The sequence below is a fragment of the Xanthomonas sp. LMC-A-07 genome, from assembly GCF_030208825.1.
GTDB lineage: Bacteria > Pseudomonadota > Gammaproteobacteria > Xanthomonadales > Xanthomonadaceae > Xanthomonas > Xanthomonas campestris.
This window is the reverse complement of the sequence record NZ_JARVTF010000014.1, coordinates 35,682-56,726: the sequence shown is the minus strand read 5'-3', so window position 1 is coordinate 56,726 and position 21,045 is coordinate 35,682. Positions and strand designations below refer to the sequence as shown.

General features: G+C 65.0%; 18 protein-coding genes and 1 other RNA gene. 6 read left to right on the top strand and 13 right to left on the bottom strand.

Features of this window, described 5'->3' with window-relative positions; all coding sequences use genetic code 11:
* The first annotated feature begins 121 nt into the window (after positions 1 to 121).
* The 3 genes from QRM89_RS15370 to QRM89_RS15360 all read left to right on the top strand — a co-directional run bounded on the left by QRM89_RS15370 (position 122) and on the right by QRM89_RS15360 (position 7,973).
* A complete protein-coding gene (locus QRM89_RS15370) occupies positions 122 to 1,360 on the top strand; it encodes an efflux RND transporter periplasmic adaptor subunit (protein ID WP_011038868.1) in 1,239 nt (412 codons plus the stop codon).
* A 93-nt stretch (positions 1,361 to 1,453) separates the two neighbouring features.
* Entirely contained in the window at positions 1,454 to 4,702 is a 3,249-nt protein-coding gene (locus QRM89_RS15365) for an efflux RND transporter permease subunit (RefSeq protein WP_285448401.1), read from the top strand.
* 130 nt (positions 4,703 to 4,832) lie between these two features.
* The gene (locus QRM89_RS15360) at positions 4,833 to 7,973 is read left to right on the top strand and encodes an efflux RND transporter permease subunit (protein WP_129589222.1); all 3,141 of its coding nucleotides are present in this window, start codon (positions 4,833 to 4,835) and stop codon (positions 7,971 to 7,973) included.
* Positions 7,974 to 7,977: 4 nt separating this feature from the next.
* Here the strand turns inward: QRM89_RS15360 and QRM89_RS15355 are convergent.
* Positions 7,978 to 8,054, bottom strand: a non-coding RNA gene (locus QRM89_RS15355) — sX9 sRNA.
* Between the two features lie 254 nt (positions 8,055 to 8,308).
* Between QRM89_RS15355 and QRM89_RS15350 the strand changes: the two genes are divergently transcribed.
* The 3 genes from QRM89_RS15350 to QRM89_RS15340 all read left to right on the top strand — a co-directional run bounded on the left by QRM89_RS15350 (position 8,309) and on the right by QRM89_RS15340 (position 10,913).
* On the top strand, positions 8,309 to 8,728 hold the full coding sequence (locus QRM89_RS15350; protein WP_220375804.1) for a YciI family protein: 420 nt from the start codon (positions 8,309 to 8,311) through the stop codon (positions 8,726 to 8,728).
* Positions 8,729 to 8,752: 24 nt separating this feature from the next.
* On the top strand, positions 8,753 to 9,187 hold the full coding sequence (locus QRM89_RS15345) for a VOC family protein (RefSeq protein ID WP_228433518.1): 435 nt from the start codon (positions 8,753 to 8,755) through the stop codon (positions 9,185 to 9,187).
* 454 nt (positions 9,188 to 9,641) lie between these two features.
* The gene (locus tag QRM89_RS15340; RefSeq protein WP_115003750.1) at positions 9,642 to 10,913 is read left to right on the top strand and encodes a sigma-70 family RNA polymerase sigma factor; all 1,272 of its coding nucleotides are present in this window, start codon (positions 9,642 to 9,644) and stop codon (positions 10,911 to 10,913) included.
* Positions 10,914 to 11,024: 111 nt separating this feature from the next.
* Here QRM89_RS15340 and QRM89_RS15335 read toward each other — a convergent pair whose 3' ends face one another.
* The 12 genes from QRM89_RS15335 to QRM89_RS15280 all read right to left on the bottom strand — a co-directional run bounded on the left by QRM89_RS15335 (position 11,025) and on the right by QRM89_RS15280 (position 21,022).
* Complete coding sequence (locus QRM89_RS15335; protein ID WP_285448400.1) at positions 11,025 to 12,392, bottom strand: VOC family protein; 1,368 nt, start codon at positions 12,390 to 12,392, stop codon at positions 11,025 to 11,027.
* 255 nt (positions 12,393 to 12,647) lie between these two features.
* Positions 12,648 to 13,313, bottom strand: coding sequence for a hypothetical protein (locus QRM89_RS15330; RefSeq protein WP_223647362.1), 666 nt, complete (start codon positions 13,311 to 13,313; stop codon positions 12,648 to 12,650).
* Positions 13,313 to 13,879 carry a hypothetical protein gene (locus QRM89_RS15325; RefSeq protein ID WP_285448399.1) on the bottom strand — a complete coding sequence of 189 codons (567 nt, stop codon included), beginning with the start codon at positions 13,877 to 13,879 and terminating at the stop codon, positions 13,313 to 13,315. Before QRM89_RS15325 ends, QRM89_RS15330 begins: the two co-directional genes overlap by 1 nt.
* A gap of 111 nt (positions 13,880 to 13,990) precedes the next feature.
* Positions 13,991 to 14,743, bottom strand: coding sequence for an HAD family hydrolase (locus QRM89_RS15320; RefSeq protein WP_285448398.1), 753 nt, complete (start codon positions 14,741 to 14,743; stop codon positions 13,991 to 13,993).
* A gap of 165 nt (positions 14,744 to 14,908) precedes the next feature.
* A complete protein-coding gene (locus tag QRM89_RS15315) occupies positions 14,909 to 15,343 on the bottom strand; it encodes an EF-hand domain-containing protein (RefSeq protein ID WP_285448397.1) in 435 nt (144 codons plus the stop codon).
* Between the two features lie 239 nt (positions 15,344 to 15,582).
* Positions 15,583 to 15,930: a hypothetical protein gene (locus tag QRM89_RS15310; RefSeq protein WP_103700430.1), complete on the bottom strand. Its 348-nt coding sequence runs from the start codon at positions 15,928 to 15,930 to the stop codon at positions 15,583 to 15,585.
* A gap of 224 nt (positions 15,931 to 16,154) precedes the next feature.
* Entirely contained in the window at positions 16,155 to 16,532 is a 378-nt protein-coding gene (locus tag QRM89_RS15305) for a hypothetical protein (RefSeq protein WP_011038880.1), read from the bottom strand.
* Positions 16,533 to 16,768: 236 nt separating this feature from the next.
* Positions 16,769 to 16,966, bottom strand: a complete 198-nt coding sequence (locus QRM89_RS15300; RefSeq protein WP_285448396.1) for a CPXCG motif-containing cysteine-rich protein — start codon at positions 16,964 to 16,966, stop codon at positions 16,769 to 16,771.
* 10 nt (positions 16,967 to 16,976) lie between these two features.
* A complete protein-coding gene (locus tag QRM89_RS15295) occupies positions 16,977 to 17,681 on the bottom strand; it encodes a M15 family metallopeptidase (protein ID WP_285448395.1) in 705 nt (234 codons plus the stop codon).
* 314 nt (positions 17,682 to 17,995) lie between these two features.
* Entirely contained in the window at positions 17,996 to 19,357 is a 1,362-nt protein-coding gene (locus QRM89_RS15290) for a peptidoglycan-binding domain-containing protein (protein WP_285448394.1), read from the bottom strand.
* Positions 19,358 to 19,411: 54 nt separating this feature from the next.
* Entirely contained in the window at positions 19,412 to 19,717 is a 306-nt protein-coding gene (locus QRM89_RS15285; protein WP_228427246.1) for a lysozyme inhibitor LprI family protein, read from the bottom strand.
* 387 nt (positions 19,718 to 20,104) lie between these two features.
* Positions 20,105 to 21,022: a hypothetical protein gene (locus QRM89_RS15280; RefSeq protein WP_285448500.1), complete on the bottom strand. Its 918-nt coding sequence runs from the start codon at positions 21,020 to 21,022 to the stop codon at positions 20,105 to 20,107.
* Positions 21,023 to 21,045: the final 23 nt, after the last annotated feature.

The following is a 21,045-nucleotide window of genomic DNA, read 5'->3' as shown; positions in this document are numbered from 1 at the left end:
GTCGCGCAGGGGGTGGCCCGTTACTTCAGTAACGTTCCAACCTGCGGGCGCGACGATATGCTTTGCTCAGCCGCCCCCACGGACGCACCCACGCGCCCGGCCCGCCATCAGGAGTTGTCGAATGTCGCGTTTCTGGAAGATCTCACTGCTGGTCGTGGCGGTGCTCGTCGTTGTGTTCGTTGCAATGCGCATGATGGGCGGGGGCCAGCAGGGCAAGCGGCCAGGGGCACCGGACGGCAATGGCACCGAAAACAGCGGCCCGGTACCGGTGACTGTGGTGCCCGCCGCCACCCAGGATGTGCCGGTGTACGCCACCGCGCTGGGCACGGTGACCGCGCTCAACACGGTGACGGTGAACCCGCAGGTGTCCGGCCAGCTGATGAGCCTGAATTTCCAGGAAGGCCAGGAAGTGAAGAAGGGCGCGCTGCTGGCGCAGATCGACCCGCGCACGCTGCAAGCCAGCTACGACCAGGCGCTGGCCGCCAAGCGCCAGAACCAGGCGCTGCTGGCCACCGCGCGGGTGAACTACCAGCGCTCCAATGACCCGGCCTACAAGCAGTACGTGTCGCGCACCGACCTGGACACCCAGCGCAACCAGGTGGCGCAGTACGAGGCCGCCGTGGCCGCCAACGACGCACAGATGCGCTCGGCGCAGGTGCAGTTGCAGTTCACCCGGGTCACCGCGCCGATCGACGGCATTGCCGGTATCCGCGGCGTGGACGTGGGCAATATCGTCAGCACCACCTCCACCATCGTCACCCTGACCCAGATCCGCCCGATCTACGTGTCCTTCAGCCTGCCCGAGCGCGAGCTGCCGGCAGTGCGCAGCGGTCAGGCCGCCACCCCGTTGCCGGTGGCCGCGCTGGACCGTGGCGATGCGCACGTGATCAGTGCCGACGGCAAGCTCGATGTGATCGACAACCGCATCGCCGCCGACAGCGGCACCTTTGGTGCGCGCGCGATCTTCGGCAATGCCGACAACGCGCTGTGGCCGGGCCAGTTCGTCAACGTGCGGCTGCAGCTGCGCACCATCTCCGGCGGCACCGTGGTGCCGACCCAGGCCGTGCAGCGCGGCCCGGATGGCGATTACGTCTACGTAGTGGGCAGCGACAGCACCGCGCAGATGCGCACCGTGGTGCAGGGCGTGGAGGTGGACGACAGCCACGTGCAGATCACCAAGGGCCTCAAGCCCGGCGAACGCGTGGTGACCGAAGGCCAGTTCCGGCTCAAGCCGGGCAGCAAGGTCAGCGCGCTCAAGCCGGGCGAAACCCCGCCCGAGCCCACCGAAGCCGAGCTCAAGGCGGCGCAGGACAAGAGCCGCGGCAGTGCCGGCGGCCGGCGTGGCGGCGGCCCGCGCTAACTCGCGACCACAGGCAACGGCATTCCCGTTGCCTGTGTGCGTCGGCGCCCTTGGCGCCGGCATCGATTGACGTCTTCAGCAAGGACACCCCCCGTGGGCTTTTCGACCATCTTCATCCGCCGTCCGATCGCCACCTCGCTGTTGATGGCGGGCATCCTGCTGCTGGGCATCCTGGGCTACCGGCAATTGCCGGTGTCTGCCTTGCCGGAAATCGACGCCCCCAGCCTGGTCGTCACCACCCAGTACCCCGGTGCCAACGCGACCACCATGGCCTCGCTGGTGACCACGCCGCTGGAGCGGCAGTTCGGTCAGATTTCCGGGCTGCAGATGATGACCTCCGATTCGTCGGCGGGGCTGTCCACGATCATCCTGCAGTTCTCGATGGACCGGAATATCGATATCGCCGCGCAGGACGTGCAGGCAGCGATCCGCCAGGCCACCCTGCCCTCGTCGTTGCCCTACCAGCCGGTCTACAACCGGGTGAATCCCGCAGACGCGGCGATCCTCACGCTCAAGCTCACCTCCGACACGCTGCCGCTGCGCGAGGTCAACCGCTATGCGGATGCGATCCTGGCCCAGCGCCTGTCGCAGGTGCCGGGCGTGGGCCTGGTGTCGATCGCCGGCAACGTGCGGCCTGCGGTGCGCATCCAGGTCAATCCGGCGCAGTTGTCGAACATGGGCCTGACCATGGAGTCGCTGCGCAGCGCACTGACCCAGACCAATGTCAGCGCGCCGAAGGGCTCGCTCAACGGCAAGACCCAGTCCTACAGCATCGGCACCAACGACCAGCTCACCGACGCGGCGCAGTACCGCGAAACCATCATCAGCTACAACAACGGCGCGCCGGTGCGGCTGGCCGATGTGGCCAAGGTGGTCGATGGCGTAGAGAACGACCAGCTGGCCGCCTGGGCCGACGGCAAGCCGGCGGTGCTGCTGGAAATCCGCCGCCAGCCCGGTGCCAACATCGTGCAGACGGTGGAGCAGATCCGCAGCATCCTGCCGCAGCTTCAGGGCGTGCTGCCGGCCGACGTGCACCTGGACGTGTTCTCCGACCGCACCGAAACCATCCGCGCCTCGGTGCATGAAGTGAAGTTCACCCTGGTGCTGACCATCTTCCTGGTGGTGGCGGTGATCTTCGTGTTCCTGCGCCGGCTGTGGGCCACCATCATTCCCTCGGTGGCGGTGCCGTTGTCGCTGGCCGGCACCTTCGGGGTGATGGCGTTCGCGGGCATGTCGCTGGACAACCTGTCGCTGATGGCGCTGGTGGTGGCGACCGGATTCGTGGTCGACGATGCGATCGTGATGATCGAAAACATCGTGCGTTACATCGAACAAGGCAAGAGCGGGCCGGAGGCGGCAGAGATCGGTGCGCGCCAGATCGGCTTCACGGTGTTGTCGCTGACCGTCTCGCTGGTGGCGGTGTTCCTGCCGCTACTGCTGATGCCCGGCGTCACCGGGCGGCTGTTCCATGAGTTTGCGTGGGTGCTGTCGATTGCGGTGGTGATCTCGATGCTGGTGTCGCTGACGCTGACGCCGATGATGTGCGCCTACCTGCTCAAGCCCGACGCGTTGCCCGAAGGCGAAGACGCGCACGAGCGCGCGGCCGCTGAAGGCAAGACCAACCTGTGGACGCGCACTGTGGGTGTGTACGAGCGCTCGCTGGACTGGGTGCTCGACCACCAGCCACTGACCCTGGCCGTGGCGATCGGCGCGGTGGCCTTGACCGTGGTGCTGTATGTGGCCATCCCCAAGGGCCTGCTGCCCGAACAGGACACTGGCCTGATCACCGGCGTGGTGCAGGCCGACCAGAACGTGGCCTTCCCGCAGATGGAGCAGCGCACCCAGGCGGTGGCCGCCGCGCTGCGCAAGGACCCGGCGGTGACCGGCGTGGCTGCCTTCATCGGCGCAGGCTCGATGAATCCCACGCTCAACCAGGGCCAGCTGTCGATCGTGCTGAAGACGCGCGGCGACCGCGACGATCTGGAAACCGTGGTGGCGCGCCTGCAAAAAGCGGTGTCCGGCATTCCCGGCGTGGCGCTGTTCCTCAAGCCGGTGCAGGACGTCACCCTGGACACGCGCGTGGCCGCCACCGAATACCAGTATTCGATGTCGGACGTGGACAGCACCGAACTGGCGTCCTGGGCCGCGCGCATGACCGAGGCGATGCGCAAGCTGCCCGAGCTGGCCGACGTGGACAACAACCTGGCCAACCAGGGCCGCGCGCTGGAGCTCAGCATCGACCGCGACAAGGCCAGCATGCTGGGCGTGCCGATGCAGACCATCGACGACACGCTCTACGACGCCTTCGGCCAGCGCCAGATCTCCACCATCTTCACCGAGCTCAATCAGTACCGCGTGGTGCTGGAAGTGGCACCGGAATTCCGCAGCAGCACTGCATTGATGAACCAGCTGGCCGTGGCCAGCAACGGCAGTGGCGCGCTGACCGGCACCAATGCCACCAGCTTCGGCCAGGTGACCTCGTCCAACTCGTCCACCGCCACCGGCGTGGGCAACCAGAACACCGGCATTGTGGTCGGCGCCGGCAGCATCATTCCGCTGGCCGCGCTGGCCGAGGCCAAGGTCACCAACACGCCGTTGGTGGTCAGCCATCAGCAGCAGCTGCCGGCGGTGACCATCTCCTTCAACCTGGCACCCGGGCATTCGCTCTCGCAGGCCGTGGCGGCGATCGAACAGGCGCGCGCAGACCTCAAGATTCCCACCCAGGTGCATGCGGAATTCGTCGGCAAGGCCGCCGAGTTCACCGGCAGCCAGACCGACATCGTGTGGTTGCTGCTGGCCTCCATCGTGGTGATCTACATCGTGCTGGGCGTGCTCTACGAGAGCTACATCCACCCGCTGACGATCATCTCCACGCTGCCGCCGGCCGGTGTCGGTGCGTTGCTGGCGTTGATGGTGTGCGGGCTGAGCCTGTCGGTGGACGGCATCGTCGGCATCGTGCTGCTGATCGGCATCGTCAAGAAAAACGCGATCATGATGATCGACTTCGCGATCGAAGCGCGCCGTACCGGCGTCAACGCGCACGAAGCGATTCGGCGCGCCTGCCTGCTGCGGTTCCGCCCGATCATGATGACCACCGCCGCCGCGATGCTGGGCGCGCTGCCGCTGGCGCTGGGCACCGGCATCGGTTCGGAATTGCGCCGCCCGCTGGGCATCGCCATCGTTGGCGGCCTGCTGCTCTCGCAGCTGGTCACGCTGTACACCACCCCGGTGATCTATCTGTACATGGAGCGCGCCGGCGAGCGCATGCGCGATTGGCGCGCGCAACGTGCCGCCCGCCGCGATGGCGTGCCTCCGGCATCCACGACGGAGCGCCCGGCATGACGGCTGGTGCAGTGGTTGCTGATCGGGTTGCCGGCCGGCGGCTTGGCCTGCGCACGCAGGCACTGGTGTGTGGCTTTGACCTTGCTTGCCGACTCCCGATTCCCAATTCCCAATTCCCGGCGCCACAGCCATGAACATCTCCGCGCCCTTCATCAAGCGCCCGATCGGCACCTCGTTGCTGGCGATCGGTTTGTTCGTGATCGGATTGATGTGCTACCTGCGGCTGGGCGTGGCGGCGTTGCCGAACATCCAGATCCCGGTGATCTTCGTGCACGCCACGCAGTCCGGCGCCGATGCCAGCACCATGGCCTCCACGGTCACCGCGCCGCTGGAACGCCACCTGGGGCAGCTGCCCGGGATTGACCGCATGCGCTCCTCCAGTTCGGAGAGCAGCAGCATGGTGTTCATGATTTTCCAGAGTAATCGCGACATCGATTCGGCCGCGCAGGATGTGCAGACCGCGATCAACTCGGCACAGTCCGATCTGCCCTCCGGGCTCGGTACGCCGATGTACCAGAAGGCCAACCCGAACGACGACCCGGTCATCGCCATTGCGCTGACCTCCGACACCCAATCGGCCGATGAGCTCTACAACGTGGCCGACTCGCTGTTGGCGCAACGGCTGCGGCAGATCACCGGCATCAGCTCGGTGGATATCGCAGGTGCCTCCACACCAGCCGTGCGCGTGGATGTGGACCTGCGCGCGCTCAACGCATTGGGCTTGACCCCGGACGATCTGCGCAACGCTGTGCGCGCGGCCAACGTCACCTCGCCGACCGGCTTTTTGTCCGACGGCAACACCACCATGGCGATCATCGCCAACGATTCGGTGGCCAAGGCCGCCGACTTCGCGCAGCTGGCGATCTCCACCCAATCCAACGGGCGCATCGTGCGCCTGGGCGATGTGGCCACCGTCTACGACGGCCAGCAGGATGCCTACCAGGCCGCCTGGTTCAACGGCAAACCCGCGGTGGTGATGTATGCCTTCACCCGCGCCGGTGCCAACATCGTCGAAACCGTGGACCAGGTGAAAGCGCAGATTCCCGAGCTGCGCGCCTACCTGCAGCCCGGCACCACCCTCACACCGTATTTCGACCGCACGCCCACCATCCGCGCCTCGCTGCATGAAGTGCAGGCCACGCTGATGATCAGCCTGGCGATGGTGGTGCTGACCATGGCGCTGTTCCTGCGCCGCCTGGCGCCCACGCTGATCGCCGCGGTCACCGTACCGCTGTCGCTGGCCGGCTCGGCGTTGGTGATGTATGTGCTCGGCTTCACCTTGAACAACCTCAGCCTGCTGGCGCTGGTGATCGCGATTGGGTTCGTGGTCGACGATGCGATCGTGGTGATCGAAAACATCATGCGCCACCTCGACGAGGGCATGCCGCGCCTGCAGGCCGCACTCACCGGCGCGCGCGAGATCGGCTTCACCATCGTGTCGATCACTGCCTCACTGGTGGCGGTGTTCATTCCGATGTTGTTTGCCAGCGGCATGGTCGGCGCGTTCTTCCGCGAGTTCACCGTGACCTTGGTGGCCGCCATCGTGGTCTCGATGCTGGTGTCGCTGACGCTGACGCCGGCGTTGTGCAGCCGGTTCCTCTCAGCCCATACCGCGCCGGAAAAACCCAGCCGTTTTGGCGCCTGGCTGGATCGCATGCACGACCGCATGCTCGCGGTGTACACCGTGGCACTGGATTTTTCGTTGCGGCATGCCTTGCTGTTGTCGCTGACGCCGCTGGTGCTGATCGCCGCCACCATTTTCCTGGGCGGCGCGGTCAAGAAGGGCTCGTTCCCGCCACAGGACACCGGCCTGATCTGGGGCCGCGCCAATTCCAGCGCCACGGTGTCGTTTGCCGACATGGTCAGCCGCCAGCGCCGCATCACCGACATGTTGATGGCCGACCCGGCGGTGAAAACCGTGGGCGCGCGGCTGGGCTCCGGCCGCCAGGGCTCCAGCGCCTCGTTCAACATTGAACTGAAAAAACGCGACGAAGGCCGCCGCGAGACCACCGCGCAGGTGGTTGCGCGCCTGAGTGCCAAGGCCGACCGTTACCCGGATCTGGACTTGCGCCTGCGCGCAATCCAGGACCTGCCCAGCGACGGCGGCGGCGGTACCAGTCAGGGGGCGCAATACCGCGTGTCGCTGCAGGGCAACGACCTGGCGCAACTGCAGGAATGGTTGCCCAAGGTGCAGGCCGCGCTGAAAAAGAACCCGCGCCTGCGCGATGTCGGTACCGACGTGGATACCTCGGGCCTGCGCCAGAACATCGTGATCGACCGCGCCAAGGCCGCGCGCCTGGGGATTTCAGTGGGTGCCATCGATGGCGCGCTGTATGGCGCGTTCGGCCAGCGCTCCATCTCCACCATCTATTCGGATCTCAACCAGTACAGCGTGGTGGTCAATGCACTGCCATCGCAGACCGCCACGCCCAAGGCACTGGATGAAGTGTTCGTGCCCAATCGCGCCGGCCAGATGGTGCCGATCACCGCGGTGGCCACGCAGGTGCCGGGTCTGGCACCGCCGCAGATCACCCACGACAACCAGTATTCGACGATGGATCTGAGCTACAACCTCGCACCGGGCGTGAGCACCGGCGAGGCGGATCTGATCATCAAGAACACCGTGGAAGGGCTGCGCATGCCCGGCGACATCCGCATCAGCGATGGTGGCGGTTTCAACGTGCAACTCAACCCCAATTCGATGGGCGTGTTGCTGCTGGCCGCAGTGCTCACCGTGTACATCGTGCTGGGCATGCTCTACGAGAGCCTGATCCACCCGGTGACCATCCTGTCCACCCTGCCGGCCGCCGGCGTGGGCGCGCTGCTGGCGTTGTTCATCACCAACACCGAGCTGTCGGTGATTTCGATGATCGCGCTGGTGCTGCTGATCGGCATCGTCAAGAAGAACGCCATCATGATGATCGACTTCGCACTGGTGGCGCAGCGCGAGCATGGCAAGGATGCACGTGCCGCTGCACGCGAGGCATCGATCGTGCGCTTCCGGCCGATCATGATGACCACGATGGTGGCGATCCTGGCTGCGGTGCCGCTGGCGGTGGGCCTGGGCGAAGGCTCGGAACTGCGCCGGCCGCTGGGTATCGCGATGATTGGCGGGTTGGTGTTCTCGCAGGGCCTGACCCTGCTCAGCACCCCGGCGCTGTACGTGATCTTTTCCTGCCTGAGCGAGCGCTGGAAGGCGCGCCGCGCGCGCAAGCGTGCACAGCGGGCCGAGCGCGCCGCCGCACGCCGCCCGGCAGCCTCCGCACACTAAGAGCGGCTAACAAAACGTAGCGAGCAGTCGTCAGGTGGGTGCGGACGGCGCGCGGAGGAACCGGAATGTACCTGGGTACATGCCGATTCCGAGCACCGGCCGCGCCCGCCCGGCGGCTGCGCAGTAGTTTTGATAGCTGCTCTAAGCTGCGGCGCTGTGACCACGTTGGCCCACGCGGGCCGGCGTGGCGGGGCGTGCGGACCGTTCGCGCCCGCTTGAGCGGATGCAACTGAAAAATCTCCGCACACGCGTGTCGATCTGCCGCGTGCTGGTTCGTCGTGTCTGCAATGGCCGCAGTGAGCGGTCATCCGCCCGACACCACGAAGGAGATCCGCATGCGCTGCATGGCCATCATCAAGGCAAGCCCCGAATCCGAAGCCGGCATTCTGCCCAGCGAGCGCCAGCTTACCGCGATGGGTGCGTTCAACCAGGAACTGCTCGACGCCGGCGTCCTGCTCGGCGGTGAGGGGCTGCACCCCAGCGCGCGCGGGCTGCGCCTGCAGCTAGATGCGCACGGCAGCCGTGTCACCTCCGGCCCGTTTGCAGCCACCGGCGAATTGATCGCCGGCTTCTGGCTGCTGCAGGTGAACTCACTGGACGACGCCGTGGCGTGGTTGAAACGCATGCCCAATCCCGACAACGCGCCGATCGAGATCGAATTGCGCCCGGTCTTCGAGGCCGAGGACTTCGGCACTGCATTTACTGCCGAGGCACGCGCCCTGGAAGACGCGCTGCGCCAACAACTCGCCCACTGATCCCCGCACCCAGGAGACCACCCCATGCACGTCACGCCCTATCTCAATTTCAACGGCCATTGCCGTGAGGCTTTCGCCCATTACCAACGCGTCCTCGGTGGCGAGTTGATGCTGATGACCTACGCACAGATGCCGGAAAACACCCGCGATGACGGCTGCGCCGACGTGAGCGCCGCGGCACCGGACCAGGTCATGCACGTCACGCTCGCCGCAGGCGAAGCGCCACTGCTGATGGGCTCGGACATGCCGCCCGGCCAGCACGCGCCGGGCGGCTCCAACATCGCGGTCGCCCTGAACTTCGATGACAACGCCGAGGCAGAGCGCGTGTTCGCGGCGCTGGCCGAGGGCGGCCAGATCGGTATGCCTATGGAGGAAACCTTCTGGGCCGAGCGCTTTGGCATGTGCATTGACCGGTTCGGGATCCAGTGGCTGGTCAACGGGCGCTACCAGCAGAGTTGACCCCAAACGTTGCGCTCGCTCACAGGAGCTGCCCATGCACCCACAGCGCGCGATGGATGCACATATCGTGTCACTGCCGCTCGCCATCGCGTTCTTCCACGCGATGGGGCTGCGCCTGCTGCCCTGTAACGTGTGCGAGGACTGTTTGATGTCGCGGGGTATGTGCGCAGTCGCCACGGTGCAGTGTCTTGCGCCGATGGCACGGATGACGCAGCAGCCGTGCACCGCGTGCAGCAGGGCGATCTGGAGCGCCCAGTGCACACCGTCACGTGTCGCCGTGCACACCACGCCGCCTGCAGAAACGCTGCTGCAGCATCGCTGGCAGACACAGCGCACGTTCGCACGCTGCGGCGATGCAGATGTCTTGCACAACCTCTGCGAACCGGGCTGAGCCATGCAGGCGCGCTGCGGCGCGTCTTGCTGGCGGCACGCGGGAATGCTCTGATCGGTGCCCATGGCTGCGACCGACATTTCCGCACTGCTGGACACCCTGTGGCGCCGCGAGGCCTCACGCATCATCGGTGCGTTGGCACGCCAGCTCCGCGACGTCGGGCTGGCCGAAGAACTGGCGCAGGATGCGCTGGTCGCCGCACTGGAGCATTGGCCGCGCAACGGCATTCCCGACAACCCGGCCGCGTGGCTGATGACCACCGCCAAGCACCGCGCCATCGACCGCCTGCGCCACTATCAGTTGCAGCGGCGCAAGCACGATGCGCTGAGCTTCGAGATCGAGCGCGAACAGCAAGCCGCCAGTGCCGCGCAGGTCGTCGATCCCGACGATGACCTGGGCGATGACCAACTGCGTTTGATGTTCGTGGCCTGCCACCCGGCGCTGGGGACCGATGCGCGTGTCGCACTGACCCTGCGCCTGCTCGGCGGTTTGAGCACCGACGCGATCGCACGCGCGTTTTTGGTACCGGAAGCCACCATCGCCCAGCGCATCGTGCGGGCCAAACGCACACTCAGCGACAAGCAGGTGCCGTTCGAAGTGCCGCGCGGGAGCGAGCGGCATGCACGGCTGGCCTCGGTGCTGGAGGTGCTGTACCTGATCTTCAACGAAGGCTACGCGGCCAGCGACGGCGACGATGCACAGCGGCCTGCGCTCTGCCACGAAGCGCTGAGTCTGATCGGCGTGCTTGCCGAGCAGATGCCCACTGCCGCCGAGGTACATGCATTGCGCGCCCTGATGGCATTGCAGGCCTCACGTAGCGCTGCGCGCAGCGATGCCAGCGGCGCACCGGTGTTATTGCTGGAGCAGGACCGCAGCCGCTGGCATCAACCGCTGATCCAGCTCGGCCTGGCCGCGCTGGCCCGCGCGCAGCAGTTGGGAGGTGGCGAGAGCAGTTACGCGTTGCAGGCTGCCATCGCCGCCTGCCACGCCACCGCCGCGCAGGCGCAGGACACCGACTGGTCGCGCATCGCCGCGCTGTACACACGGCTGGCGCAGCGCGTTCCATCACCGGTGATTGCACTCAATCGCGCCGTGGCCATCGCCATGGCCGAGGGCCCGGCGGCAGGGTTGGTGCTGGTGGAGGCGTTGCAGCAGGACAACACGCTGCGTCACTACCATCTGCTGCCCAGCGTTCGCGGCGACCTGCTCTACAAGCTCGGCCGGTTTGACGAAGCACGCGCTGACTTCCTGCACGCCGCCACGCTGGCCGGCAACGCACGCGACAAGACATTCCTGCTGGCCCGCGCGGATGCCTGCACCGGATTGCCTGCGTAAGGCGCGCGTTGTCGTTTTACGTGCTGGCTTGCGCCGAACGATTAGATGGTTTCGGTGCGCGTACCGCAGCCCCAATGCGGCGCGGCACGCGATACCAACGCCGCCGTCTGGCTACACCAGCAAGGCCCGCAACGAGTCGCGCTCCAGCTGCGCATACAGCGCAAACTCGTCATGCACCGGCGCGCCCAGTTCGCGTTCGAAGGTGCTCTTGCTGGCGTGCGCGGCATAGGCGCGCTGCTCGGCGCCGCCCAGATTGGATTGAAAGATGCCCGCCGCGCTCACCGGCAGGAAGTCTTCGTAGATGATTGGATCGGCGCGCACCAATCCCAGCGCGATCGCGGTTTCGGCCGGCATCGCGGCAACCTGCGCCGGGTCGGCGCGGCCGGCCTCGGTGAGCGCGTAACGGAAATACCCCAGGCCTTCCTGGCGCAGCACCGCTTCATCATCGGGGAACGCAACGAACGCGGTCTGCAGCACGGTGGCGTAATCGCTGCCGGTACTGCCCGCACCCTCGGTCTCGCGCGCCTGCGCCAGCAACGCGTCGTACAGCGCGCGGCCCTTGGGTGTGAGTGCAAGCCCGCGCTGCTCGATCTCGCCGAAGCGCGCGGTATGCGTGCCCTGCTCGGCCTGGCCCGTTTCGCCCAGGAAGCGCACCGGCTCTTCCAGCGCCTTGAAGCTGGTCTGCCGCAGCAGGATCGGCACGCGCCGGCGTGGCGGGCCTTCGATGACCGCCTTGGCCTCGATGCCGGCGCGCTGCATCTGCGCCTGCGCCGCATCGATATCCAGCGTGCGCGGCGTGAGGTGATTGATATGCGGGCCGTGGAAACTCACCACGTCGGCAATCAGCTTGTGCGCCTGGCTCAACGCGCGGTAGGTCGGCAACGTCACCGTTGCATCGCCGTGCCAACGGAAGGTTTCCATCGCCTGTGCCACGAACTGCTGCGCCTGTGTCGTATCCAGGCCGCCGGCACGCTCGTGCTGCTCGATCAGTGCCAGCGCCTCGGCGGTGAAGATCTGGCGTTGCGCCAGGATCTCCGCCGCCTGCGCGCGCAGCGCCGGATCTTCGATCAGCTCCAGGCGCAGCAGCGAGGTGAACACGCGGAACGGATTGGCCGACAACGCCGCATCGTCGATCGGGCGGAAGGCGGTGGAGTGCACCGGCACGCCCGCAACAGAGAGGTCGTAATAGCCCACCGGGTGCATGCCCATCACCGCAAACAGCCGCCGCAACGTGGCCAGCTCCTGTGCCGTGCCGACCCGGATCGCACCATGCCGCTCCAGATCCAGCCGCGCGCGCTCGTCGTTGCGTTGCAGCCGCGCCGCCAGTGCCGGATCGGCCTGCAGGGTCTGCGCGTTGACGTCGGCCACCAGGGTCATCAGGTCGCCATACAGCGGCACCTCGGCGCGATACATGTCTGACATGGCCTGCGCAAACAGGCTGCGGATCTGGTCAGGGGAAACAAACACGGTCTCGCGCATGGGACAGTCTTGGCAGTGCCGGCCACTGCCGACGTTGCCCCATTCTCGCCGACCCTGCCGGCTGGCGGCCAGCTGCACGGCAGCATCGGCATCGCGTGTTGGCGGGCAGACAGCAGCGCTACCAGACGCCGTTCGGCGTACTCGCGCGCCATGCTGGGCGGTGTCGCGTCATTGCGCCGTGCCGCGGTCATCGGCAAGACCATCGCAGCGCCCGTTATGCCTGCACCATCGCGCTGCCGCGCGACAGCTACCGCGCTACAACCCGGCCTGTACCGCTGCTTCGGCCGCCTCGCTGGCCTCGCGCGCCGCTTCCAGGCGCTGGGTATGGTCACCCAGTTGGCGGCGCAGCAGCGCGTCCAGCGTGATCGGCCGCTCCCAGCGGTCGTAGCTGGCCACGATCGCGTGGCGCAACGCACGCAGGTGCGCCGTGTCTGGCGCCACCGACAGCCGCGTGATCACACCCTGCCAGCCGTCGTGATGGTCGCGGCTGAAGGCGCGCACGGTGTCGCGGCAGGACAGCTGCACCGTCTGCGCCCAGAAACACGCGAAATAGATGTCCCCCGCATGCCAGCCGTGCACCTGCAGCAGCGCCTGCACATAGCCGCGGCGTACACCGGCGTAGCGCGCTACCTCGTCCATGAAACTGTCCGGATAACGCTGCGCGTAGCTACCCATATCGGCCAGATGCTGGTCTACCCAGGCGTCGCCGGTGCCCGGCATCACTGCCGGCGCGGTTTCCTGTCCCGTCGCGGCATCGGCCGACGCAGGCGCTGCTGGCGCTGATGCACTCTGCGCCGCAGCCCATACAGGCAATAGCAGCAGCGCCAGCAACAGCGGCACGGTTCGAAGCGGCAGGGCGCGCAACACAGGCATGCGCAGATGATGCCGCAAGCCTGTGCGGCTGTCAGGCTGGTGGCGCATCAGCGCAGGTCGTACACGCCGTAGTAGTGCACTTCACGGCAGCCGCTGAGATCGCAGGACCCGATGTAACCCGGGCCGACATACCGCTGGCGCGCATCGCGGTTGTGCGGGCTGCTGTACGGGTCGGGGCCGTACAGCCCGTTGCCGTAGTACATCTGCCCGTAGGGGCGGTTGCGGCTGGCACCGAGCCGGATCGCGCCGTAGCCGTAGCCATCGCCGTAGCCGCCACGTGTCCAGGGACTCGCGCCGTCATCGCCAGCATTGTGGCGCGCACCTGACCGTGGCTGTAAACGCGCCACGCTGTCGCCTTGCGCGTCCACATAGCCGTTTTCAGGGTCGAACCGCACCTTACGCACATACACCAGTTCGCCATCGATGCGGCGCGTCTGCAGCTGCACGAACGTGCCGCCATCGTCGTAGTAAGGCTGGCCTTGCCGGAACACCACCTCGCTGGGGTTGACGCGCTCTTCCTCCAGCTCCGCTGCCAGCAACGGCGAGGAACAGCACAGCACCGCCAACACCAAGGCACGCGCCGTGGACGCTTGCAGCAAACAAAACACCTTCATCAGATTCCCTCCTCGCTCGGTGGCGCGCCGCGCCGCTCCAAAAAAACGTCCTGTCCACTGCAGTGCGGTGGAACGCGCCGTATTGTCCTGCCCCTGCAGTGCCGGCTCAGCTTACCGCTGGCGCCCCGCCAGCGCATCCAGCGCACGCACGGCGGCCGGCCAACCGGATGGGTCCGGCACTTCGCGCAGGCGCGGCTCATCCGCTGCTACGCCATGGTCCTGCTCGTGTGCCCAGGTCACCGCATAGGGTGTGTAGATGCCCCAGCCACCGATCGCCAGCACCGGCTCGACATCCGAACGCAGCGAATTGCCGATCATCACAAAGCGCTCTGCAGGCAGATCGAATTCGCCAAGCACGCGCGCATAGGTCTGCGGATCCTTCTCGGACACCACCTCGATGCGCGGAAACAGATCGCTCAAGCCCGACTGTTCGATCTTCTGCTCCTGATGGAACAGGTCGCCCTTGGTAATCAACACCACCGCGTAGTCGGCGGCGATTGCAGCCACCGCCTCGCGCACGCCGGCAATGACCTCCACCGGGTGTTGCAGCGTGGCGCGGCCGATCTCGACGATGCGCTGGATGTCGCGTGCCTCGATGCGCGCCTCGGTCAACTCGATCGCGGTTTCGATCATCGACAAGGTCATGCCCTTGGCTCCGTAGCCGAAGATCTTGAGATTGCGCCGCTCCACTGCCAGCAGATGCTGCTGCATGCGGCTGTCGCCCAGGTCCAGATAGCCGGACAGGATGGTCTCGAAGTCCGCCTCGGCCGTGCGGTAATAATCCTCGCTCTTCCAGAGGGTGTCGTCGCCGTCGAAGCCGACCAGTTGGATCGCCTGGCCGTCGCGCTGTGCAATGGGAGTCATCGGGCAAGTCTAGCAGCGCGCATGGCCGTGTTCAGCGTGGCTGGCAGCGTGTGGCGAGCCGTCGCCAACGCAGGCTGCAACAACCGTCGCGCGGTTGGAAGATGCTGATTGCTGGCCACGGCAGCGCGCCTGTTGGCGGCGGCACCGGCATCTCAATCGCGCCCCTCAGTCCCCTGCCGCGTCGCCCGGACCGGGCTGGTAGCTGGCGAATTCGTCCCGCGACAGGCGGCCGTCGCCATTGCTGTCGAACCGGGCGAAATTCTCGCGCAGCACCGGGTCCGCGCCGGCTTCCGCAGCGGTCAGCGAGCCATCGGCATCGGTATCCAGGCTGCGGAAACTGCGCGGGCCCAAGGTCCCGGCCTGACTGGGCAGCGCCGCTTCTGCGCCGCCTTTTGCACCAGATGTGGCCGCAGGCGCAGCAGGCAACAACGGCGTGCTGGCCGGTGCTGGCGGGTCGACCGGCAGCGGCGCCATGGTCTGCGTGTTCGATCCAGGCGCCGCCGGGGCGGGCGCAGGCGTGACAGGCGGCAGTTCCGGTGGGGCGGCCCACACCATGCCCGTTGCCGACAAGCCGATCAGTAGCGTGAGACGCACAGACATAGATGACCGCCAAGCACAGGAAAGCAGCGCACGTTAACCCGGTAGACGTAAACAGAACGGGAGCAACCCTGGCAGGCCGCTCCCGTGTGTTGAATCCTAACAATGTTCTCAGCGCGCGCGGCGCTCATGCAGTGGTTGGCTGATTTCGCACCTCCATCGTCATGTCAGTGGGCAAACATCGCGTCGAGTTCTACATGTTTCTGTCGGTTGGAAAGAACGCTACAGCTGTGGGTCGCAGCTTACTGACCCTGCGAACCGGTCGCGCCGCCACTCTGCTTGGCGACAAAGGCCTTGTACTCATCCGGGGTCAGCTTGCCGTCGGTGTTGCCGTCCGCGCTATCGAAAATCTGCGCAAGACCTGCGTTGACCTGCGCTTCCTGCTTGCTGATGGCGCCGTCACTATCGGTGTCCACACTGGCCCAGGTCTGACCACCGCCAGACTGCGGCTGTGCGCTGGTTGCCGAGCTACCGGTCTGCGCCGGCTGCGCAGCATCCTGGGAGGTGCTCTGCGCCATGGCCGGCAGCGCCAGAGCGGCAGCAAGGGCGGCAGTGGCAGCGATCAGCGAGGTGCGGTTACGGGTCTTCATTGGGTGGTCTCCTTGGCTTGGGAATGCACGGTGTCGCCGCACATGGCACCACCCTACCCATCGCAAATGAACGTTCAACCTGCCCTGATTTGCCGCAAAACGTCCTCTTAACCACCCAACAATTCTTTGCGATTAGGCGGCTGTTAGGCATGCGTGAGCCAAACAGAAGCGCCCCATTCAATCAGCGCGAATTTGAGACTTGAGGCCCGTTTTGATAGCCGCTTTTACGCGGCAGGCGCGTCATCGTCCCACGTCGCGGAACTGAACAATCGCCAACCCAGCACTACACCGGCGATCGCACCGGCTACTTCGAGCACCACGCGCGAGCCCAGTTCATTGGGGTCGTGGATCTTGGCCAATGCCACGCGCGCATACAGCGGTGATTCGAGCCGCACCACGCTGGTGTAAACCAGATGCCACATGTCGTAGCCGGCGCCGATGGCCACCGCCAGCAGGCAGGCGATGCCCAGGGTGTGCCCATGGGTAAACTGCAGACGCCGGCCCAGGTGCTCGACCCCGGCAAACAGCAATACCCCGATCACCAGGGCGATCAGGCCGGCTTCCAGCGATCCGAGCAGGCCGAAGTGCAGAGGTAAATTCATTAAAAGGCGTTCCAGCGCGAGAGACACCCCAGTCTAGCGGCAGTGCGCGGGGCAACCATGCACGGCACTGCGGTTGGCGCGCCACTGCATCGTGCAGCCAGCGGCCGCTGCCGCAGCGTCGGTGCGGCAAGCGAAGCGAAGTGGGCTAACTCCTCATCCACTCATTCGTTCGGCGGCGCAACATCGTTACGCGGTGGACTATTCGCTCGCCAGGCCTGCGCAAAGCCGCCTAGCGCTCAGGCGTCGTCCTGCCCACGTGCGCTGACCTGCGCTTCGCCTTCCTCACCCCACTGCACGCTCACCGACATGGGCTTGCAACAGACCTGGCAGTCTTCGATGTAATGCTGGTCGCCGCCGGACAGATCCAGCGCCAGGGTGATCCATTCCCCGCAATACGGGCAGGCGATATCGACAAAGCGTTCCGGATCGGACATGGCAGGTTCCTTAGTTGACCGGCACGTCGTAGGCGGTGTCGGGCGTGGTTTCCGGACGAAAGGTGAAGTGCCACCATTCCATCGGGTAGTTGACGAAGCCCTGCGCCGCCATTGCGCGCAGCAGGCGCTGGCGGTGTGCGCGTTGGGTTGCGCTGATGTCGGGCGCGTCGGTATGTGCCCGGGCGTCGAAGAAATCGAACGGCGTGCCCATGTCCACCGGTGCGCAGGTTCCCTGCTTGCAAGTCAGCAACCCCAGATCGAGCGTGGCCCCGCGGCTGTGCCCGGAGGTCTCGGCGATGTAATCGCCCAGCAGCGCGCGCTTGTCCACGCGCGGGTAGTACTGCGCCTTGGTCGACTGCGCCTGCAGATCACGCGCCCACGCGACGAACGCCTGCACCGCACGCACCGGGCGATAGCAATCGAAGACCTGCAGGCGATCGCCATCAGCCTTCACCGCACGTGCCACCCTTGCCAACGCCTCGGCGGCCGGTCGCAGCAGGTAGCAGGTCGGCGCCACGTAGCCCGGCACCACGCGGCCAGTGAAGTTGTCGCGCCCGGCGTACCGCATGTCGACATCGATGTTGGGCGCAAGGGTGCGCACATCGATCATCCCCGCTTCTGCAGCCGTGGTGGCTGGCGAAATCGTGGGAGTGGCCGCTACATTGAACGCTGCGCATAGAACAGCTAGTGCGAGCGACCACCGCCAAGCACGCATCGAGGTGCAGACGGTCTGCGAGGTGTTATCTGCGCTGAAGCATGGGTGTGGCATGCGCCAAGCATAGGACATCGGCCCGCTGGGCGGGATACGCGGAGATGGTCAGAAAGACACGCTTGCCGGATCGCATGGACTGCCATGCGGATCCGACCACGTGGGATCAGTTGTTGCTGGACTTTGGACTTACGAATCAGAAACAGAGATCACGGAACGATATCCAAGCAACGCCGACACTTGGGCAGCACCAGCCCGGTGGATCACCGGACTGGCGACTGCTGTCTCAACAGGTCACAACGTCATCCGCATAAGCTTGCTCAGCGCGCTGGGCCCGTCTGTGTCTGCGCGGTCTGTGTGCGCTGCTGCGCGTCCTGACTTTGCCGCTGCGTCTCCGCTGTGAGCTGTTGCTGGCTCTGCTCCAGCGGCACCGCTGCGGCCTGTTGCTTGTCCACGTAGGCACGATTCACATCGAGCGGGTTATTGGGGTTTCGCTCCACTGCAATCAAGCCCTTGCCATTGGTACTCGGCACCAACTCATCGATACGCGACATACCACTCACCTTGGCTTCAAATGCCACTTGGCCGGCGGCGCGTTGCATCTCATCGCGATTCTGGAAACCGCCGTTCGGCCCTTGTTTTTCCAGCTGCTTGACGGCCTGATCGAATAGCGGGTTATCGCGGCGCAGCTGCTCAACTCCCTCTTGCCGTCGCACATTCCTGTCGATAGATGCAAGTGTTTCCGGGCCAGCCTTGCCATCCACGCCTTTCAACCGATTTTCCTGCTGGAACTTCTCTACCGCAGCCTCGGTTTTGGGACCATATGTGCCGATGGCATCCTTCGCATCCAGATATCCCAGCTTGGAGAGCTTTTCCTGCAACTCCTTCACTGGAGCGCCCTGCTCATTGCGCTTCAGGACCCCATCGCCCTTATCTACACTATGGGCGCCGTGCTTTTCCAGCTGAGAACGGTCATGTGCTGCAGGCTCTTGGCTCGCCTTGGCAACCGTCCTATCCGGGTCTGCCAGTTTGATCAGATCCGCTTTCTCGTTCTCAGCGCGATCCTTCAGGGAATCCAGCGTTTTTTGCTTCTCAACACGAGGAAAAAGCCCCTTGACGTGCTCGGCTTTGTAATCCTGCACTGCACTAACGATGTCCTTGTCGGAAAGCTTGGAGAGCTCGTAATCTTTACCAAACTTCTCTTCCAGCCCCTTCAAAAAAACGCCAGATCCGCCGGGCTTTTTATCGCTTCCCGGACCGTACTGCACAGCAGTGCTCCACAGCGCATCCTGCACAGCCGGACCACGGTCGGACAGATCCACGCCTTTGTCGCTCAGTCGGTCCACCAGTTTGTCGTAATGCGTCCGCTTGATGTAGTCGTGCTGCTCCTGCGGAAAAGAAATATCGGTCCTAGCCAACTCCTTCCACTTGGCACTGAAATCGGCAGAGCCAGGCGTCAAACCGGCAAAATCGTCGGTGTATTTACTGTTCTTCACGAATGCCGCAACGGTACCTCCAACGATGACATTGCCTTCCTTTGTCTTGACCTGGGACGTCATCTGATAAGAGCCGTAAGAAACACCGCCCGGATCATCGATACCGGACGACACTGTACTTGCGCCTCGCCCGCCGGTTTCGTAATGCTTAGAGGTTTGACCCAACTCCCAGTCCTTGTTGCTCATCGCACATCTCCTTATCTAATAACCAAATTACAGTTGTCACGAGAAACGCGGAATTCAAAGCGCTTCAAGCTCGGCTGCTCGACTCGCCGTCATGTCGAGACGGCATTCGGCAGCATCTACGCGCCCCGCCTGCCCGCTATCGGGATCGTAGTAACACTTTTCATCGCGATCAGCGATCCATTGCCGCTGCTGATCGCGCAGCTTGCTCTGCTCTGTGCCATCCAGCTTCGCAATCAGCGCCTTGTAGACCGTATTCAGGCGGGCATCCTGGTACTCGTGCTCAGCAGAGATGCAATCCAGCATTGCCGGGGTCGCACCTGCGGCGTTAGTAATGCATTCGTCATAGGAAGGTCGCAGCAAGGGTGAATCTCCTTTTGGTTTTGATGACCCAGGCGCAGCCTGCGCCTGGGTAGCTTGCGGACTGGAAGGCTGTGCATCAGCGGCAAATGCCACATCGTCGGTAGGTGAGGCGGAAGCTGGCGCACTGGATCCGTTCGGTGAAGCAGACGCGGTTGATTGAGCTGGCGTGGCAGATTCGCCACTACATGCAGCCAGCCCGCATAGCGCAAGCAGACATGAAAGACGAAGGACTTTGACGGTGACCATTGATGGAATTCATCCTTTTGGCTTGCACGGATCGGGGTGGGAGTTCTAGACGATCAGTGAATCAGTGCCCATTATATTTCCAGCTGCGGTGATAGTCCTTCAAGGACACGTTCAATAAGAAGGAAACCTTAAACAAAATTTTTAGCGCTCCAGCAGCGGCGTATATGCCTGCTTCACCGCGTCATAGGTGTAGGTGACTGCGTCATTTGCGCCGAGGGTGCGGATCTTGCCTGGGCCGGAAACGGTTGTGCCCTGCATGACCACCCGCAGCGAAGGCATCGGGCCGGATTTGGCCGGCTCGAAGCTCAGCGTGCCGGTGCTGGTGACGCATTTCATCGTGCCTTCGTCGTCACAGGCTGCGCTGTTGTCGTCGCCGGTCACCACGGTGCCCAGATAGACCCAGCCCTTGTAGTCGCCCAGATCGTTCTTGTTCGGGTCGAACGTAAAGATGGCAAAGCCTGAGAGGGTGACGCCGGTGGCGAACCGTGTGGTCGGCACTGCGAGCAGCAGATGGCCGTCCTTTGTCTGCGTGCTCTGGGGTTTGCGCTTCTCATCGAGCGGGTCGGCTTTTTCGTTTGCGCCAAAATCGCCCGCCCATTGCTGCGCGTGGAAGAGCGTCCAGGTCGGCTTGCCGCCTGTCTCGTCCAGCACATAAGTAGCCTGGCTGATACTCACCCCGACGTTGGGATCGGGGATGTCTTCCTCTTCGGATTTGCCGTATTTGCCCGGCCCGGCATTGGCAAGCCCGGTGTAGTAGTGCTTGCCGCCGAGGTCGAAGCGGTAGCCATACCAAAAGGTGGCGGTCGCGCCATTATCGATGGTGTAGGACTCCGAGCCATCGCCCTTCATCCCGTAAACATCATTCAGCACCTCGCCGGGTGTGGGCACCTCCACGGCAACGTGTTGCGGCTGCACTGCGGGTGCCAGCGCCGGTGCGGCCTGCGCAGCGGTGGCTGTCGCTGCCGGCGTGCCCGCAGGCGCCGCATCGCTGGCCTTCTCCGAGCAGCCGCCAAGCATCAGCATGGTCGCCGCCCACAGCAGTGTCTTCCTGAGCCTCATCACGCGACATCCTTCCAGGTTTT

Bases quoted from the DNA above. Each gene is read 5' to 3' on its own strand.
- QRM89_RS15370 (WP_011038868.1), top strand. From the start codon at position 122: ATGTCGCGTTTCTGGAAGATCTCACTGCTGGTCGTGGCGGTGCTCGTC.
- QRM89_RS15360 (WP_129589222.1), top strand. From the start codon at position 4,833: ATGAACATCTCCGCGCCCTTCATCAAGCGCCCGATCGGCACCTCGTTG.
- QRM89_RS15350 (WP_220375804.1), top strand. From the start codon at position 8,309: ATGCGCTGCATGGCCATCATCAAGGCAAGCCCCGAATCCGAAGCCGGC.
- QRM89_RS15345 (WP_228433518.1), top strand. From the start codon at position 8,753: ATGCACGTCACGCCCTATCTCAATTTCAACGGCCATTGCCGTGAGGCT.
- QRM89_RS15340 (WP_115003750.1), top strand. From the start codon at position 9,642: ATGGCTGCGACCGACATTTCCGCACTGCTGGACACCCTGTGGCGCCGC.
- QRM89_RS15335 (WP_285448400.1), bottom strand. From the start codon at position 12,392: ATGCGCGAGACCGTGTTTGTTTCCCCTGACCAGATCCGCAGCCTGTTT.
- QRM89_RS15330 (WP_223647362.1), bottom strand. From the start codon at position 13,313: ATGCGCCACCAGCCTGACAGCCGCACAGGCTTGCGGCATCATCTGCGC.
- QRM89_RS15325 (WP_285448399.1), bottom strand. From the start codon at position 13,879: ATGAAGGTGTTTTGTTTGCTGCAAGCGTCCACGGCGCGTGCCTTGGTG.
- QRM89_RS15320 (WP_285448398.1), bottom strand. From the start codon at position 14,743: ATGACTCCCATTGCACAGCGCGACGGCCAGGCGATCCAACTGGTCGGC.
- QRM89_RS15315 (WP_285448397.1), bottom strand. From the start codon at position 15,343: ATGTCTGTGCGTCTCACGCTACTGATCGGCTTGTCGGCAACGGGCATG.
- QRM89_RS15310 (WP_103700430.1), bottom strand. From the start codon at position 15,930: ATGAAGACCCGTAACCGCACCTCGCTGATCGCTGCCACTGCCGCCCTT.
- QRM89_RS15305 (WP_011038880.1), bottom strand. From the start codon at position 16,532: ATGAATTTACCTCTGCACTTCGGCCTGCTCGGATCGCTGGAAGCCGGC.
- QRM89_RS15300 (WP_285448396.1), bottom strand. From the start codon at position 16,966: ATGTCCGATCCGGAACGCTTTGTCGATATCGCCTGCCCGTATTGCGGG.
- QRM89_RS15295 (WP_285448395.1), bottom strand. From the start codon at position 17,681: ATGCGTGCTTGGCGGTGGTCGCTCGCACTAGCTGTTCTATGCGCAGCG.
- QRM89_RS15290 (WP_285448394.1), bottom strand. From the start codon at position 19,357: ATGAGCAACAAGGACTGGGAGTTGGGTCAAACCTCTAAGCATTACGAA.
- QRM89_RS15280 (WP_285448500.1), bottom strand. From the start codon at position 21,022: ATGAGGCTCAGGAAGACACTGCTGTGGGCGGCGACCATGCTGATGCTT.